Source organism: Methyloceanibacter sp., assembly GCF_049590335.1.
Taxonomy (GTDB): domain Bacteria; phylum Pseudomonadota; class Alphaproteobacteria; order Rhizobiales; family Methyloligellaceae; genus Methyloceanibacter.
The window spans coordinates 1-15,927 of the sequence record NZ_JBAWCQ010000006.1 but is presented as its reverse complement, the minus strand read 5'-3'; the positions used below and the strand labels follow the sequence as shown (position 1 = coordinate 15,927).

13 protein-coding genes are annotated in these 15,927 nt (G+C 58.3%); 9 read left to right on the top strand and 4 right to left on the bottom strand.

The window, feature by feature from the left end; genetic code table 11:
• The first annotated feature begins 157 nt into the window (after positions 1–157).
• Positions 158–724, top strand: coding sequence for an HPF/RaiA family ribosome-associated protein (locus tag WBQ77_RS00525; protein WP_424043978.1), 567 nt, complete (start codon positions 158–160; stop codon positions 722–724).
• A 173-nt stretch (positions 725–897) separates the two neighbouring features.
• Here the strand turns inward: WBQ77_RS00525 and WBQ77_RS00520 are convergent, their stop codons facing one another.
• The 3 genes from WBQ77_RS00520 to WBQ77_RS00510 all read right to left on the bottom strand — a co-directional run bounded on the left by WBQ77_RS00520 (position 898) and on the right by WBQ77_RS00510 (position 4,824).
• Positions 898–1,101: a dodecin family protein gene (locus WBQ77_RS00520; protein ID WP_424043977.1), complete on the bottom strand. Its 204-nt coding sequence runs from the start codon at positions 1,099–1,101 to the stop codon at positions 898–900.
• Between the two features lie 71 nt (positions 1,102–1,172).
• Positions 1,173–1,592: a DDE-type integrase/transposase/recombinase gene (locus WBQ77_RS00515; RefSeq protein WP_424058427.1), complete on the bottom strand. Its 420-nt coding sequence runs from the start codon at positions 1,590–1,592 to the stop codon at positions 1,173–1,175.
• Positions 1,593–2,091: 499 nt separating this feature from the next.
• Positions 2,092–4,824 carry an AMP-binding protein gene (locus tag WBQ77_RS00510; protein ID WP_424058426.1) on the bottom strand — a complete coding sequence of 911 codons (2,733 nt, stop codon included), beginning with the start codon at positions 4,822–4,824 and terminating at the stop codon, positions 2,092–2,094.
• Between the two features lie 285 nt (positions 4,825–5,109).
• Between WBQ77_RS00510 and WBQ77_RS00505 the strand changes: the two genes are divergently transcribed.
• From WBQ77_RS00505 to WBQ77_RS00470, 8 genes are all read left to right on the top strand, one after another.
• Positions 5,110–6,942, top strand: coding sequence for an AMP-dependent synthetase/ligase (locus tag WBQ77_RS00505; protein ID WP_424058424.1), 1,833 nt, complete (start codon positions 5,110–5,112; stop codon positions 6,940–6,942).
• 165 nt (positions 6,943–7,107) lie between these two features.
• The gene (locus tag WBQ77_RS00500; protein ID WP_424058429.1) at positions 7,108–7,803 is read left to right on the top strand and encodes an IS6 family transposase; all 696 of its coding nucleotides are present in this window, start codon (positions 7,108–7,110) and stop codon (positions 7,801–7,803) included.
• Positions 7,804–8,120: 317 nt separating this feature from the next.
• On the top strand, positions 8,121–11,012 hold the full coding sequence (locus WBQ77_RS00495; protein ID WP_424041616.1) for an AsmA family protein: 2,892 nt from the start codon (positions 8,121–8,123) through the stop codon (positions 11,010–11,012).
• Positions 11,013–11,293: 281 nt separating this feature from the next.
• Entirely contained in the window at positions 11,294–12,049 is a 756-nt protein-coding gene (locus WBQ77_RS00490) for a hypothetical protein (protein WP_424041617.1), read from the top strand.
• A gap of 69 nt (positions 12,050–12,118) precedes the next feature.
• Positions 12,119–12,607 (top strand): ATP-dependent zinc protease, encoded by a 489-nt coding sequence (locus WBQ77_RS00485; RefSeq protein ID WP_424041619.1) that lies wholly within the window; start codon positions 12,119–12,121, stop codon positions 12,605–12,607.
• A 55-nt stretch (positions 12,608–12,662) separates the two neighbouring features.
• Positions 12,663–13,568, top strand: a complete 906-nt coding sequence (gene rimK, locus WBQ77_RS00480; protein WP_424041621.1) for a 30S ribosomal protein S6--L-glutamate ligase — start codon at positions 12,663–12,665, stop codon at positions 13,566–13,568.
• A gap of 107 nt (positions 13,569–13,675) precedes the next feature.
• Positions 13,676–14,611 carry a succinylglutamate desuccinylase/aspartoacylase family protein gene (locus tag WBQ77_RS00475; RefSeq protein ID WP_424058422.1) on the top strand — a complete coding sequence of 312 codons (936 nt, stop codon included), beginning with the start codon at positions 13,676–13,678 and terminating at the stop codon, positions 14,609–14,611.
• 702 nt (positions 14,612–15,313) lie between these two features.
• Positions 15,314–15,589 carry a hypothetical protein gene (locus WBQ77_RS00470; protein WP_424058421.1) on the top strand — a complete coding sequence of 92 codons (276 nt, stop codon included), beginning with the start codon at positions 15,314–15,316 and terminating at the stop codon, positions 15,587–15,589.
• A gap of 81 nt (positions 15,590–15,670) precedes the next feature.
• Here WBQ77_RS00470 and WBQ77_RS00465 read toward each other — a convergent pair.
• Positions 15,671–15,927: DDE-type integrase/transposase/recombinase (locus tag WBQ77_RS00465; protein WP_424041627.1), on the bottom strand; the 257-nt coding region annotated here is incomplete at its 5' end.

Sequence of the window (15,927 nt, the reverse complement as noted above, 5' to 3'; positions counted from 1 at the left end):
GAAAATCAATGGCCGCGAAATCCGGTTCTGACGTTTTGGCAAAGTAAACGAATTTGCTCTGACAATGCCCTGCAGGGAGGTAGCTGGCTCTTGATCTGTCGCAATGCTCAATCCGGTCCAGTTAGGTGAGAATCGACCGCTTGTTAAGGAGAGCGCAATGCAGACACCTTTACAGATAAGTTTTCACGGCATGGAGTCGTCGCCAGCGATCGAGGCCCGCATTCGTGAGAAAGCCGCCAAACTTGAACGTTTCTCTGATCGAATCGTGGGCTGCCGGGTCGTCGTCGAGGCGCCCCATCGCCACCATCGCCGCGGTAACCTCTATAACGTGCGTATTGATCTTAGTATGCCGGGGAAAGATGTGCTCGTGGGGCATACGGGACCGCTCAACCATGCGCATGAAGATGTGAATGTCGCTATCCGCGATGCCTTCAACGCTGCGGCGCGACAAGTGGAAGATCATACGCGACGGATGCGCGGCGCCGTGAAGGCTCACGACGCGCCCGCGCATGGCAAGATTAGTCAGCTCCTTGAGGATTACGGATTCTTGGTGATGCCGGACGGCCAAGAAGTCTACTTTCACAAGAACAGTGTGGTCGACGCTGACTTCTACAAGCTTGAGATCGGCAATGAAGTAAGGCTCGTAATCGCGGAGGGTGAGGGCGCGAAGGGTTCACAGGCAAGCGCTGTAATCCCGATCGGCAAGCACCACATCGTGGAGTAATGTCGCCGCCAGCGGAGGATGGCGCTCGCAACACAGGACCGACCGCATGGAAGCCGAGAGCAGCCTAGGGTATTGTCAGACAAACCTGACCGAGCCTGCGAAGGGTGCTGGTCTGAGAGTCTTGACCGCCTCCGATCAGCCAGCTCACACCCAATTACTCTGACAATGCCCCCCTAGCCTTCAACCTCGAAGGTAATTTTACAAGTGACACGATACCTTTTGATTTTACCGTCTTCGACGGTCGCGGCATGATCCTTGATCCAGACGGATCGAATGTTTTTGACGGACTTTGCAGCCTCAGTAACGGCTTCTTGGGCCGCCTCTTCCCATCCTTTGCCAGAGTCACCCATAATTTCGATGACTTTAAGAACAGACATGCTTTAGCTCCTTTGGTGGCGTTGTCAGACTAACTATTCATGAGCTGGCTAGTCGGAGGCGGTCAAGACTCTCACGCCGCCAGCTGACGCCATTCGGCTAGGGCGGCAGAACGGTTCTGTTTGAAGATATCGCGGCGGTCGAGGTGACGGTCGTGGTTGAAGTGGTTGTGGATAGAGGCATGGGCATCGGCAAACTTCTGAAGGGTCTTCTCGCCCCTGAACTTCGCCATCACTCGTTCTCGTCGTCGAAATGGCTGGTGTGAATTCTCAGCCCGATTGTTGAGCCAACGGCCACACTCCTGGTTGGCGACGTTTCCGATTACTTTCATTGCCGCACCGTAGGAGCGAAGCCGGTCAGTCACGATCCAACCGGGCCGGCCATAGCGCTTCATCGCACGCTTTAGGAATTTCAGTGCAGCCTTGCGATCCCGGCTCTTCGACTTGAATGGCGAGGCCAAGACGGCCAGCAGAAAACAGAACAGTGCAAACATTGTGCACTGACGTTAGGTGATTCCTTCAGCTAGACAAATGCGGATGAGCTTTTCGGTATACACAAGATATACATCATCACCGTGAGGCGGATCACCTCGGGCGAGCTGTTGAAATAACGGAAGGGATTGCGCATCGCCGGACGCTAAGGAACCTCGCCAAAAGGCTCAAGCCGATTTACTCTGACAATGTCCCTGGCAGCCCACGATTCGATCGGAGAAGCGTTCGAGCTTGGCGGCCTTCTCGTGAATGCGTGCGCCTCAATCGCTGGTGATGGTCCCATGCCGTGAAAGCTGATCTGCAAAGGCATCTGCATTGCGCTCTCCCTAACAGGCGTTGTGGATTCTACACCTAAACGGATCTGATCGAGCATTGCGGCAAATCAAGAGGCGCGCCCACGACGTAGCCTCAGACCAGCACCCTTCGTCAGCTCCGCCTAGGTTTGTATGACATGCCCACTAGATCGCTAGCACCAATTCAATCGTCGGCGACGGGACCGTTTCACAGTGGCACCTTCTCCAGCGCGAGATCCGGCTCTCCGCTCAGCGCGAGCATCCTCGCGCGCACCGCGTCGCGTAGACGGATAGCCGCACTGAAGTCGCTTCCATCGGCCCGCACCGCTTTCCCGATGTGCACATCTATGTTGCTTGGCCGGGGAAACCACTGACTGCCGCGCAAAGCCGAACGCGTGCCGCTGATCACGATGGGCACCACCGGAATGCCAGCCTCCACGGCAACAAGGAAAGATCCGACATGAAATCCGAGCAGGCCTGCCATCCGGGTCAGCGTACCTTCCGGGAACGAAACGATGCGCTCCCCGGTCAGCGATGCCTCGAGCACTTTGCGCGTGTCTTCAACGCCGCCTTTTACATCGGTTCTGCGCACGAACAGAGTGCCGGTGCGGCGCAGGAATGGACCTGCTACCCGCTGACCCGCCAGCTCCTTCTTGGCAACAAAGGTAAGTCGACCCGGGATCACTGCAGAGAGCACCAGAGGATCTAGATAGCTGGAATGGTTGACAGCGAGCAGTACATTGCGCGCAGGCATCGACTCTTCCACCTCGACCTTGGGGGACAGCCCCGTAAGCCACAAAAAGGAGCACGCCCCGTAGTGGATCGCCATGTGGCGCCAACGCCGGCTCGGCAGGAGGAGAACGAGGCACCAAACGATGCTGGCGCCCGCGACCAGCAGCGCCCACCAGTAGCCTGCATAGACCAGTTCGAAAACTCTACGCCGAAGACGGCGAGCACGGCGGCCAAGCCCGGATAGATAGAGCCTCGTCAGCTGCCACCACAGCCCATAGCCCTTCTTCGACAGCAAGCCGCTCTCGTATAGCGTACGCGCCGCGGACCGCCGCAGCTTGCCGCTGGAGGTCTTCGGTACCGTGTGAGGTCGCGCCAGCACCACCTCGTCCGGCGCGACATCGAGTTGCGTCTTCGTTACCTCGACAATCCTATCCCTCAGTGCCTCGATTTCAGCGGATTCGGCGAGGTGTGTCTCAACCAGCAGCACGAGTCGCTCAGTGTCGGCGCCGCCGAATGTGCTTGCAAACGCAGCCACGCATCCCTTACGCACGCCTTCTACCCCGCCGACGAGTTCCTCCAACTCATGCGGGTAGATGTTGCGTCCGGCCTTGATGATCATGTCCTTGATGCGGCCCGTGATGAACACATCGCCGCCGGCGATGTAAGCTCGGTCTCCGCTTTCCAGCCATTCGCCGTCGAACAGCGCCTTGGTCTTCTCGTCGTCTCGGAAGTAACCTTGCGTCGCGGATGGACCTTTAAACTGGAGTCGGCCCTCCATTCGCTCGGGGAGTTCGGCGTCAGTCTCGTCGACAATCCGAACCTCATGCCCGGCGATCGGCCAGCCGCAGGCCACGAATTCCAGCGCTGTCGCATCCTCTGGCCATGCCGGTGCCGCCTGTCCTTCATGGGAAAGCGTTGAGCGCTGGACCCTGTCGACGATTGGTCCCCGCCCGACAGGAGGAAAGGTGAGGCCAACGGAGTTCTCGGCTAGACCATAGACCGGAGCCATGGCCTTGGGCAGAAATCCGTAACTGGCAAACCGGGCGGTAAAGCGTGCGATCGTGGCAGGACTGACCGGCTCGGCTCCGTTTAGCAGCATCCGGAGTGAACTCAGATCGAGATCCTTGATGTCCTCGTCGCGCACATTCTTGCAGCACAATTCGAAGGCGAAATTTGGCGCTGCCGAAAGCGTGGCCCGATGCCGGCCGATCGCGCGCAACCATCGTCCTGGATCGGCGAGAAAGGCGAGAGGCGGCATGATGACCGTCGGGACGCCATAGTGGAGCGTACCGAGCCAGGCGCCGATCAGCCCCATGTCATGATAGAGCGGCAGCCAGCTCACGAATACATCCGACGAACTCGCATCGAGCGCCTCACCCATCGCCCGAATGTTCGCCAGAAGGTTTGCGTGCGTAAGAACCACGCCCTTGGGGTCGCCGGTGCTGCCGGAGGTGTATTGGATCAGCGCAATCGTGTCCGCGCCGGCCGCCAGCGGCCGTTCGATCGTTCCCGCGCGCGACAGCGCGTCCACCGTCTCCACATATCGCAGATCCTCGGCCAGCCCCAGCATCAGCTGCCCAACGTTCCCGATTTCGGACCCGATAATCAGAAGGCTTGCACCAGCATTCCGCAGGATGCCGGCTTGCCGCCGCAGATGATCCTCGACCTGTGCCCGCCGGAACGGGGGGTAAATGGGAACGGGCACGCCCCCCGCATAAAGCACACCAATGAACGCCGCGAAAAACGCCGGCTCTGTCGGCAGCATGATGGCTACGCGATCGCCAGGCACAAGACCGCGCTCGATCAACCCGGCGGCTATGGTGCAACTCTCCCGATTGAGGTCGGCGTAGGAGATCGTCTGTTCATCATCTTCGCTCCGCCATAGCAACACGTGCGGGCGATCGCCATGTGACTGAACGTGATGCGCTAGAACCTCGATGAGAGTTGTCGCGGAGAACGGTGCGACGACCTCGGGCAGCTCCTTGAGCTCCGACGGAAGCGCTTCCATCGCCGCGACACGACCGGGCGCTGCTGCAAGAAGCGCCCGCAGAAGGTCACGTGGTGTACTTGCGTCCACAAGCAGCTGGTCGGGCAGGCGAACCTTGAACGCCCGATCGATGCGCAGCACCAATTCGGCGCGGCCGAGGCTGTCAAGCCCCAGATCGCGGTCTAGATCGCTATCGAGAGTGACAGCAACTCTGCGCTGCATTTGGGGATGCAGCTCCCAAACCAAGTCCCTCACGAGGCGGCTGAACCTTGCAGCAAGCTCGGGACCGGCTTTCTCCGCACCATTTCCTGCTGGACGCTGCGGCGCGTCGATCATTTAGCAGAAGCTCCCTAATGTGCGGTTTGCAAATGAATCGCTCAGATGCCCGCCTTTATAATTAGACTACCCTCCTTACTTGCCTCTTGTCATTGACAGCAATCAACAAGCCGTTACCGGCCGCGAGGCATTATGTTCTATTCAAACACATGGACAGCCCGAGGCTGCAGCATGGACCGGCCCCCTACAGGCATGCTTGAAAGGTTAATTAGCGCGGAGTGCGCCGATACCTTGCCTGGGCTTTTTCATGAGCGCGTCCGGCGCACTCCATTGAGCGTTGCCTATCGAGAGTACGACCCTCGTACTGGCTGCTGGATCAACTATTCGTGGGCGAGCATGGAAATACGCGCCGCCCGTTTCCAACAGGCGCTTACGCGAGAAGGCCTGAAGACGGGCGACCGGGTTGCGCTGTGCCTGCCCAATTGTACCGACTGGGTCAGCTTTGACATGGCGTCCCTCGGTCTCGGCCTCGTCGTGGTCCCGCTCTATGCAGACGACAGCGTGACGAACATTGCTCACATACTGGCGCATTGCGAGGCGCGATTGGTGCTAGTGGACACGCAGCAGCGCTGGTCCGAGCTCGTACCACACCGGCGGGAGTTTCCGCTTCTGTCTTGCGCATGGGTGCGCGAGCGCGACGTGGAACATCAACCCGGCGATCCAGAGCACACTGCAAAAAGCATCCAAGAGGTTTTGGCTGGCACCACCGTCTCGACCTTCAAGCGGGTCGGTTCCAGCCATTCGCTGGCGACAATCATCTATACGTCGGGCACGACCAGGCGGCCGAAGGGCTGCATGCTCACAAATTTCGCGCTGCTGTCGAATGCGGAGGGTGTTACTAAAGTCATTGCGCCGCGCCCCGAAGACATCTTTCTATCTTTCCTGCCGCTCGCGCATGCGTTCGAGCGAACCGTCGGTTACTATGTTGCGATGATGGGCGGTTCCACCGTCTCCTATGTACGCTCGATCGAGCACCTGTCCGACGACTTGAAAGCAATCCACCCCAGCGTGCTTCTTTCGGTGCCGCGCATTTACGAGCGGGCCTACGATGCCATCCATGCCGCGGCCGCCGGCAACTCGTTGAAAATGCTCCTTCTGAGACTAACGCGGAATCTCGGCTGGCGGCGCTTTCAAGCGCGCCAGGGCCGCATGCCTGCGCCCGGTCTCGCGGCAAGTCTCATTTGGCCGCTCTTGGATAAGCTTGTGGCCCGGCCGATTATCGAAGCATTCGGAGGCAGGCTAAGAGTCGCCGTGACCGGCGGAGCGCCGATTCCGGAGGAGGTGGCGGATTTCCTCGTTGCCATGGGTGTGCCAATCGTTGCGGGCTACGGTTTGACAGAGGCTGCTCCGGTTGTGACCACGAATTCGGTTGAGGATAATCTTCCTGCTTCGGTCGGGCGCCCTCTCGCAGGGGTTGAAATTTCCGTCTCCAAAAATGGCGAGCTTCTTGTGCACTCGCCGGCCGTCATGAGCGGCTACTGGAACGACGAGGCCCTGACAAGAGAGATCATCGACGCCAGAGGGTGGCTCCACACGGGCGATGTGGCCGAGATCAAAAATGGACGCCTGTTCATTATCGGTCGTTTGACCGAAATTTTAGTTCTAGCCACTGGCTTGAAAGTCAACGCAAGCCTAATCGAAGCCGAGATTAGGCGTGACAACCTTGTTGATCAAGCGCTGATCGTCGGGGAGGGAAAGCCGTTCCTCGTTGCCGTCTGCGTTTTAAACCAAAACAATTGGCGGACATATGCTCAGGAGATTGGCGTCGATCCGTATACCCCGAATTCCCCTAGCGCTGTCGGCAACATCTTGATGCGCATTGGTAACCGTCTGAAGGATTACCCAGAACACGCTCAGATCCGCGCCATCTATTTGCTGCAACGGCCTTGGACGGTGGAGTCCGGACTACTGACGCCCACGCTCAAGGTTAAACGGGGCAAAGTCGAGCAAATCTTCCACGACGAGATTATGAAGCTGTACTCGGGCCACGCGATGTTCCGTTAATGGGGACCGCGGCGGCCGGTTCTATCCCTGGCTGTGTGTACCGAAAACCTAAACTCGGATGTAGTGGTGATGAAGTCCGCCAAGGATCGCGTGTCAACTATTAGCGCGGGCAATGTCACGTTAACTGGGATAGTTCTGCGGTTGGTCGCCGATTGGCATCATCGGATGAAACCGATATCGTTTAAGCGCCACCGCTTCCCGCCAGAAATCATCCGCCACGCGATCTGGCTCTATGCCAGGTTCACACTGTCCTTTCGGGATGTGGAGGAACTGCTGGCCGAGCGAGGTATTGACGCATCCTACGAGACGGTCCGGCGGTGGTTCCTGAAGTTCGGCCCGTCGATCGCGGCGAATATCCGCCGTTCGCGGCCGCGACCGAGCGATCATTGGCACCTCGATGAAATGGTGATCTCAATCCGTGGCGGCAAATACTGGCTCTGGCGGCCGGTCGACAACGACGGTGAGATGCTGGATTTCCTCGTCCAGCGCAGACGCGATGCACGAGCTGCAAAGAAACTCATGGTGCAATTGTTCAAGAAGTACGGCTTTACGCCGAGTCGAGTTGTGACCGACCGGCTGCGATCCTATTCGGCAGCGTTCCGCGCGATCGGGCTCAAGGCTGAGCACGATCGGGGCTTGCGAGCCAACAACAGGGCGGAGAACTCCCATCAGCCGATACGACGCCGAGAACGAAAACTGCAGCGGTTCAAATCACCCGGCTCAGCCCAACGTTTCCTCGCCGTTCATGCCGCCACATTCAACGCATTCACCCATCAACGTCATCTGCTGCGTCGACCGTATTTCAAGGAGCTTCGCGCCGGTTCATTCCGCACTTGGGCCGGGGCATCCGCCGCTGCATGACGCCTGTTGCCCGCTACATTTTCCTCGAGTGAACGCCGATAATGTGACAAAGCCGCGAATAGCAGTCCGTCACTCTGATCCATCGGTCAGACCTTCCAATGTGCCCTCCCAGTGCGCCCTCCGAGACTGGGCCGAACCATGCCACAACGCAGACCGACCGGAGGGGCCGCGAAAATCTGGTTTATACCATAGCCGCTCCAGCAAGCGTGAGGCGACCTAATCGGAGGCCGACATAATTCCTCCTCATGCTGGTGGTGTTAGTAAGCGCAAGTTCGCAAATGCTACCGGAGGGTCAGAGAATCGCACGAAGAGCTGTCTTGGCCCTTGTCGCTCTCACTCTCGTCGCGCTGAGCCTCATCTTCATCGCGCCGCAGTTTATTTCCACCGAGACTTTACAGAAAAAGGCGCTCGCTCAAGTTGAAAGCGCGACCGGCTATCGCGTTCGCATTGACGGTCCGGTCAAAATATCGGTGTTTCCGTCCCTCAACCTCGTTGCGCGCGACGTGGGCATCGCGCAACCAGACGAAAGCGGGGCGGCGGAGTTCGCCACGGCGCGGGCCTTGCGCTTTGGTCTTGTGCTGCGCAGCCTGCTTGCCGGCAAGGTAAGTCTTACCAACGTCACTCTACTCGATCCCGTCATCACGCTACCACTCCCGGAGAAGGTCACGTCGCGTGCAGTGGCCCCCGAGGGGAAAGGAACGGCCAAGCGGCAAGAGTTGAGTATCGAAGAACTGACCATTCGCAATGGGACCGTGATCTTGTCTGGGAAGAACGGCGAGCCCGGCAAGCAGATTACGTCGCTCAACACCGAAGCCTCGTTACCAAGGGCGAAGGGCCCGCTCACGTTTGTTGGCACTGCCCGCTATGACGGTGATCCTGTCTCGGCCAAAGGAACGATCGGTAGTTTCGCTTATTTCCTCGACGGGGGGCCGGTGCCTGTCAAACTTGCGCTCAAAACGCCCGATCTAACGGATGGCGCCACCCTGACAGGTACGGCCTCTTACAAGAACGAGGTCCTCACGCTTGCTCAGTTCGCAGCCCAGGCAGGATCCCAGAAGATTTCCGGCAACGCGACCTATGGCGACGACGCCCTGAGCATTACGCAGGGACTATTCGAGGATATGCCGTTCACTGGCACGGCGCATTTAGCTGGCAATACGCTAACGGTCGACGCGGAGGTTGCCGTCGAGGACAAGCCTGTACGGGTTGTCGGATCCCTCGGCGCTTTTGATCAGTTTCTCGCAGGCGGTGTGGCTCCCATCAAGCTTAGCGTCTTCGCGCCCGAGCACTTGAGGGAAGAGGTGATCCTGAACGGCGCAGTTTCTTACAAGGACCTTACTCTTACCTTGCCGGAGTTCAGGGCGGTCTCAGGCGAGGACTCCGTGTCCGGCGCGGCCGTCGCTAAGAATGATGTTCTCACTCTCTCTCGGGTCATCGCGACATTCGGAGGCCAGACGGTTACTGGCGGTGCCACGTATCGGGAAGACACTGTGAATTTCGACGTCACCGTTGGCCAAGACAGCGCGCCCTCCAAGGTTGCTGGGTCCATAACTGGCATCACGAAGTTCCTCGATGGAGAGTCTGCACCGATAAAGCTTGAGATTGACTCACCGGATCGGCTTGCCGCCAAGGCCGTGGTGACGGGCGACGCTGTCTACAAGGATGAAGCTCTTGTCCTGACTGCATTCACTGCGATCTCCGGGGATTACACGGTCACTGGGAACGGGGTCTACAGGGACGAGGTTCTCATCCTGGATCCCTTCCAGGCGCGAACCCGCGGCCAAACGGTATCGGGCGCGCTGACGGTGAGTTTTGCGGGCGACATCCCCAGCGTGACTGGAAACCTCACCGCGACCGGTGCGGTCTCTTCGGGTGGGGCGCCAACCTCGAAGAAGACACCGGACGCTGCACGGCCCGCCGTCGAGACAGAATTGCCAGCGGCTGAGCCTCCGCTAAATCCGGTTTCCAGGCCTACAGGCGGCGGGATCGAGGTCGCTGTCGCCCCGCCGCCAAAAAAAGAACCGCGGCCTGCCAACACGTCCCCGAGTGCCAAGCCGACGAAACCAGCGATAAAATCACGCGCGATTGGCTGGCGTGCAGAGAAGCTTGATTTCTCGGCGCTTAGGGATATGAACGCCGATCTGGTTCTTAAATTGAATCAATTCGTGCTCGAAGGCATCAGGGTTGGCACCGCCACGATCAATGTCAGGCTTGCTGGGGGCAAGCTTACCGCCGAGACCAAGGACCTCAAGGGCTATGGGGGTGGGGGAATGATGACGCTCGTGCTCGACGCAAGCGGCGCAGTGCCGGCGCATCGCCTCAACCTCTCAGTCGCGGGTCTCGATGCATATCCTTTCCTGGATGACGCCGCCGACTTCCAGACGATCGAAGGCAAAGCGGCCATAGCTCTAGGTCTGGTCGCAAGTGGCGACAGCGAGCGCACCTTGGTCTCGAGCCTCAACGGTACAGCGAAGTTCGAGTTTACCGGTGGCGCACTACGCGGTCTCAACGTGGCCAACATGCTGCGCAACCTGACCACGGGGATTCTCACGGGCTGGCAATACCAGCGCGACTCGGAGACAACGTTCAGCAGGCTTAGCGCCAGCTTCAAGATCGCAAGCGGCCAGGCCCAAACCGACGACTTGCGCATGGTCGGCCCGCTCGTCTCAATCGGGGGCGCCGGCACCATTGACCTTCCCGCGCGGCGCCTCAAGTTTCGCGTCAACCCACTCATGCTGGCGAGCGTCGAGGGCCAAGGCGGCAAGAACAACATGCTCGGCTTCCCCGTACCCATCGCCGTATCCGGTCCATGGGAAAATCCCTCCATCTATCCTGATGTCGTCGGCGTCTTGGATAACCCGGTCGCGGCCTATCAGCAGCTCAACAAGCTCGGTGGCGCGCTCATATCCGTGCCCGGCAATATGCTCGGCATCAACACAGGCGATGGCGGACTCGTGGAGAAGAGCATTGCCATCCCGGGCGCTGTCACCAAGGGCGTGGTCGGCGGCATAGGCCAAGCACTCGGCGTGAAGCGGAAAGATCCAAAGGTCACTACGCCTGCAGCACCCGCCGACGACCAGGCCAGCGATGTGGCCCCAGGAACGAGCGAAGCGCCGCCGCAAGTACCTGCCGCTCAGACCCAAAAAAAGCAGAAACCGGTAACTAAACCCAAGTCCGACGCGATCTTGCAGAACATCTTCGGACAGTAGCGCCGATACCACGGGCCACGCGTCCGCTTATGGCACATAGCAGACATCGACTTCGATGCTCAGGATGTCCACTTATGGATGGAAGGCGGTCGTGCTGTATCAGCAGCTCGATGTCGGCTAATGACCCAAAGCGGACCTAATTGACAGCAGCTTTGAACCCATCCTATGGATGCCCATTTTTCCAAGATTGTTGAGCGACGGGCTATGTTAGCTGTGCCGCGACGTCGAACACCGCCGACGGGGCTACAACGCGCATAGATATTGAAGGATGTCGGCCGAGCATGAGCACACCAGAAACACTCTACCAACGCGCAGGCATACTCCTGTCTGATGTGCCAAACTTTGAACGGCAGGGGACGCTGAGCGATGTGGAGGACCAGTGGCTAGCCGCGGCGATTGCCGTCATCGAGAGTGCCTCCAAGATCGTCACCGTACCGGACGTTCTAGAAATTTTTGACGCAAAATATGCGGCGAAAGTAGTCGTGTCTCAAACGACAAACGCGTACTTGCGTGCGACCAATGCAAGGGCTCTCATTTCTGTCCTTCGTCGCGTACTGGGCCGTCTAGAGCTCCAAGTCCAAACAGAAATCGTTGGTGCGTATGTTCCGGCAGGAGATGTGGACGAAGCCTATAAGGCCGTCGGCGATGTGCTGAAGACTGCGGCCAACGACATACTTTTGGTGGATCCGTTTGCAGACGAAACAATTCTCAACGCGTATGCGGATCTGGCGCCCGACCACATCATTGTTCGCATCTTGACCGACCCTGACAGATACAAGCCGACGCTCAAAACAGCGCATGAGTTGTGGAAACGAAAATACAGGGATAAGCGACCGCTCGATGTGCGCCTAGCCAAAGCCCCGTTGCACGATAGGTTGATAATTCTGGATGGCGAGCGTGCTTGGACCGTAACGCAGTCCTTTAAGGACCTAGCCGCAACGCACCCGGCGACAATTGTCAGCACGCCGAATGAAATTGCTGATCTGAAGATCAAGGCCTATCAGAACATTTGGGGCGACGCGTTTGCTATGGCGTAGTCATCAGAACCGGTATCATGCATAGTGTAGCGACGCCGATGGCCTATATGGCGGCAAGGATTTCTCGTCATGAAGCAACCTTCCCCTCGCTCAAGAAAACTTGATGACCGTGAAATTGGGTGGCGCGAACATGTCGCGCTTCCTGAGCTTGGTATCAGCTCGATGCGAGCAAAGATCGATACCGGAGCGCGGACTTCGGCACTAAATACCGACAACATGGAATTATTCGAGCGGGATGGGCAAAGGTGGGTAAGCTTCACACTCCCAGCCGCTGGCCAAAGATCAAAGGTGCGCTACGAAGCACAACTTGCGGACATGCGCGCCATCAAAAACACAGGCGGCATTGCCGACACTCGCTATATTATAAAGACGACAATGATTCTTGGAAGGCGAGCCTGGGAAATTGAGATTTCTCTCGCCGATCGGGAGAATATGAAGTTTGACATGATCATCGGAAGAACGGCGCTTCGCGCGCAGCGATTAATCGTCAATCCAGGCCGGTCGTATCTTGCAGGGCAGCCCGTTGAGCTCGCGTCGATCGAGCCGCATGGAACCTGATACGGACGAGTCCACGTCCAGTGCTGGCTGAATTTTCTATGCTGAGGTTCTCACAATGAAGATCGCTATGTTGGCCCGCAATCCAGAGCTCTATTCGCATCGGCGGCTGACGGAGGCGGCCGAGGAGCGCGGTCACGAGTTGGATATCATCAGCACATTGCGTTGTTATATGAATATCGCGTCTCGCAGGCCTGAGATCTATTACAACGGCGAAAAGTTGCCCACGTATGATGCGGTGATCCCTCGCATTGGCGCGTCCGTAACCTTCTACGGTTTGGCCGTTTTGCGTCAGTTCGAAATGATGGGCGTTTATCCTCTCAACGAGTCTGTCGCCATCGGCCGCTCTCGCGACAAGTTGCGTTCCATGCAGATTCTGGCGCGCGATGGAATAGGCCTGCCCGTGACGACTTTTGCCCACGATCCAAAACAGACAGAGGAGGTCGTGCGGCTGGCGGGCGGTGCGCCGCTGGTCGTCAAGCTTCTTGAGGGCACTCAGGGGATCGGCGTAGTTCTCGCAGATACGGATCGCTCCGCCAAGTCGGTCATCGAAGCCTTTCGCGGCGTCAACGTGAACATCCTAGTGCAAGAATTCATCAAGGAGGCAGGCGGTAGCGACATTCGCGTTCTTGTTCTTGGCGGCAAGGTCGTCGCTTCGATGAAGCGGACGGGCGCGGAGGGCGAGTTCCGATCGAACTTGCATCGCGGCGGTTCCGCTCAAACGGTCAAAATTTCACCGGAGGAGCGGTCGACAGCGGTTCGCGCCGCAAGAGCTCTCGGCTTAAACTTCTGCGGTGTTGATATGCTGCGCGCGAACCACGGTGCCGTGATTATGGAAGTCAACTCCTCGCCAGGGCTTGAAGGTGTTGAGAACGCCACAGGCATTGATATCGCCGGGAAGGTAATCGATTTCCTGGAAAAAGAGGCAAAGCCCGGCAAGACAAAAACGCGCGGTAAAGGTTGACGGTGACGCAAGGACCCTTCGAAATCGGCGGACTCAGCATTCCGCCGAACTCGCGCCAGACTGTTGACTTGCCTGTCAGCGTCCTATCCGATCACACGCCCGTCAACATGTCGGTGCATGTGATCCACGGACGTGAGCCGGGACCGACCGTATTCGTAAGCGCTGCGATTCACGGCGACGAAGTGATGGGCGTGGAGGTTGTGCGCCGGCTGTTGCGGGTGCCCAACCTCGAGGCGCTCAAGGGAACATTGCTGGCTGTCCCGATCGTCAACAGCTACGGCTTCCTCAACCATTCGCGTTACCTTCCAGATCGTCGAGACCTCAACCGATCCTTCCCCGGCGATGCTGTTGGTTCTCTTGCCGCGCGTCTTGCACACAAATTTCTCACCGAGATTGTAATGCGGTCCGACGTCGGGATCGACTTGCACTCGGCAGCCATCCACCGCACCAACCTGCCGCAAGTCCGAGTTTCGCCGCGCAAGCCAGAGATATTTACGCTTGCCGAGGTGTTCGGCGCACCAATTGTCATGATGTCTGGGCTTCGAGAGGGGTCCTTGCGCCAGGCCGCCCATCAGCATGATGTGGATATGCTGCTCTTCGAAGCCGGCGAAGGTTTGCGATTCGACGAGGTCGCTGTGCGAACGGGGGTAGTGGGAATACTGCGCGTCATGCGTCATCTGGGGATGGTCAAGGCGAAGGGAATCGCCAAGCCGAAAGTCGCCCCAATGCGATCATCTTCGAGTTTCTGGCTTCGCGCACCAGTTGGAGGGCTCCTGCGTACGCTCAAGACAATTGGGGCGCAGGTGGAGGGCGGTGATGTTCTTGGCTTGGTGTCCGATCCTTTTGGAGACTTTGAGACTGAAGTCATGGCCGACGAGCCCGGTCTTTTGGTTGGCCGGACAAACCTCCCTGTTGTCAACGAAGGTGATGGGCTTTTTCACGTCGCCAGGATCCGCCCGCATGATGACCCGGCAGCAACGATCGACCGTCTTGCCGGACAACTGGAAGAGGACCCTCTGTTCGACGAGGATGAGATCATTTGACCGAGCCCACCGACTCATTGTTCCGCCTCCGCAGGAGGCTGTAGAAGTCAGCTGGATCCTAGTCGGCGGGACTGCGCTATTGATCGGCTTCCACCCGAAGCCGCCGCCAGCAGGAGAATTTTTTTCCGGCCCCGCCGCAATTAGGCTCTCAAAAAACACCAAATTCGTTCCTGGTCGGTCCCGGATTCGCCGCCATGGACTTCTAGATGTTTCATTGGCCGGTTTCCGGCGTTCTTCTCTAGGAAACAGATCCATGAAGGCTCTGCTTGCATTGTTTGCCGCACTTGCTCTTGCGGGAGCTTCTTCGTTCGCCAGTGCTCAAGAGGACTGCCCACCAGGCACGCATTGGGATGAGGACGTTCAGGACTGCGTTCCTGACGACGTTCCCGACGATGCCTAGTAGGTAGCTCTGGGGCCGTTCAACAGGCAGGAGAGCCTTGGTGCAGCCCCTCTGTCGCCCAGGCTTCTGCCTGCCCGCCCCGAGGTTGCCGCTAGAATGCCGGGGCGGATGTGTTGTTCGTTCGCGTTACACATCCATGCTGTCGGCGGGCAGCTCGGTCTGCAAGGGTACGCGGACCGGGCTGTCTTTCACCCTGTGAGGGGATGGCTTGGTTGCGTCTACGCACGATATGTCGATCGACGGGATCTGCTCTTTTCGACGTCGTTCGCCCATCACTATTTCGGAGGCAAGAGATGCTGCTGATGTTGAAATTCACCATTCCGGTTGATAGTGGCAACCTGGCCGCCCGCAATGGGCGCATGGAGAAAGCAATCGAGAGCATTATTGACGCAACAAACGCCGAGGCTGCCTACTTCACAATGATCGACGGCGAACGTGGCGGATATATATTCTTTGAGGAGTCGGATCAGGCTCAGTTAATCCACCTCACTGAATCGCTAATGGCTGCACTCGATGCAGCTATTGAAATTGTGCCAGCTCTGTCCTTAGATGATCTAAAGCGTGGGATGCCAAACTAGGCCTCCCAAGACTCGATAAGTCCGCTTGGCGTTGTCAGACTAACTATTCATGAGCTGGCTAGTTGGAGGCAGTCAAGACGCTCACGCGGCGAGTTGACGCCATTCCGCGAGTGCGGCAGCGCGGTTCTGTTTTAAGATGTCGCGGCGGTTGAGGTGGCGGTCGTGGTTGAAGTGATTGTGGACTGATGCGTGGGTGGCGGCAAACTTCTGCAGGGTCCTTGCGGCCCTGAACCTCTGCATCGCTCGTTCTCGTCGTCGGAACGGCTGGTGGGAATTTTCAGCCCGAGTGTTGAGCCAACGACCACACTCCTGGTTGGCGACGTTTCCGATGCCTTTCA

Excerpts from the sequence above, each read along its gene's own strand:
- WBQ77_RS00525 (WP_424043978.1), top strand. The coding sequence starts at position 158 with ATGCAGACACCTTTACAGATAAGTTTTCACGGCATGGAGTCGTCGCCA.
- WBQ77_RS00520 (WP_424043977.1), bottom strand. The coding sequence starts at position 1,101 with ATGTCTGTTCTTAAAGTCATCGAAATTATGGGTGACTCTGGCAAAGGA.
- WBQ77_RS00515 (WP_424058427.1), bottom strand. The coding sequence starts at position 1,592 with ATGTTTGCACTGTTCTGTTTTCTGCTGGCCGTCTTGGCCTCGCCATTC.
- WBQ77_RS00510 (WP_424058426.1), bottom strand. The coding sequence starts at position 4,824 with ATGCAGCGCAGAGTTGCTGTCACTCTCGATAGCGATCTAGACCGCGAT.
- WBQ77_RS00505 (WP_424058424.1), top strand. The coding sequence starts at position 5,110 with ATGGACCGGCCCCCTACAGGCATGCTTGAAAGGTTAATTAGCGCGGAG.
- WBQ77_RS00500 (WP_424058429.1), top strand. The coding sequence starts at position 7,108 with ATGAAACCGATATCGTTTAAGCGCCACCGCTTCCCGCCAGAAATCATC.
- WBQ77_RS00490 (WP_424041617.1), top strand. The coding sequence starts at position 11,294 with ATGAGCACACCAGAAACACTCTACCAACGCGCAGGCATACTCCTGTCT.
- WBQ77_RS00485 (WP_424041619.1), top strand. The coding sequence starts at position 12,119 with ATGAAGCAACCTTCCCCTCGCTCAAGAAAACTTGATGACCGTGAAATT.
- rimK (WP_424041621.1), top strand. The coding sequence starts at position 12,663 with ATGAAGATCGCTATGTTGGCCCGCAATCCAGAGCTCTATTCGCATCGG.
- WBQ77_RS00475 (WP_424058422.1), top strand. The coding sequence starts at position 13,676 with ATGTCGGTGCATGTGATCCACGGACGTGAGCCGGGACCGACCGTATTC.
- WBQ77_RS00470 (WP_424058421.1), top strand. The coding sequence starts at position 15,314 with ATGTTGAAATTCACCATTCCGGTTGATAGTGGCAACCTGGCCGCCCGC.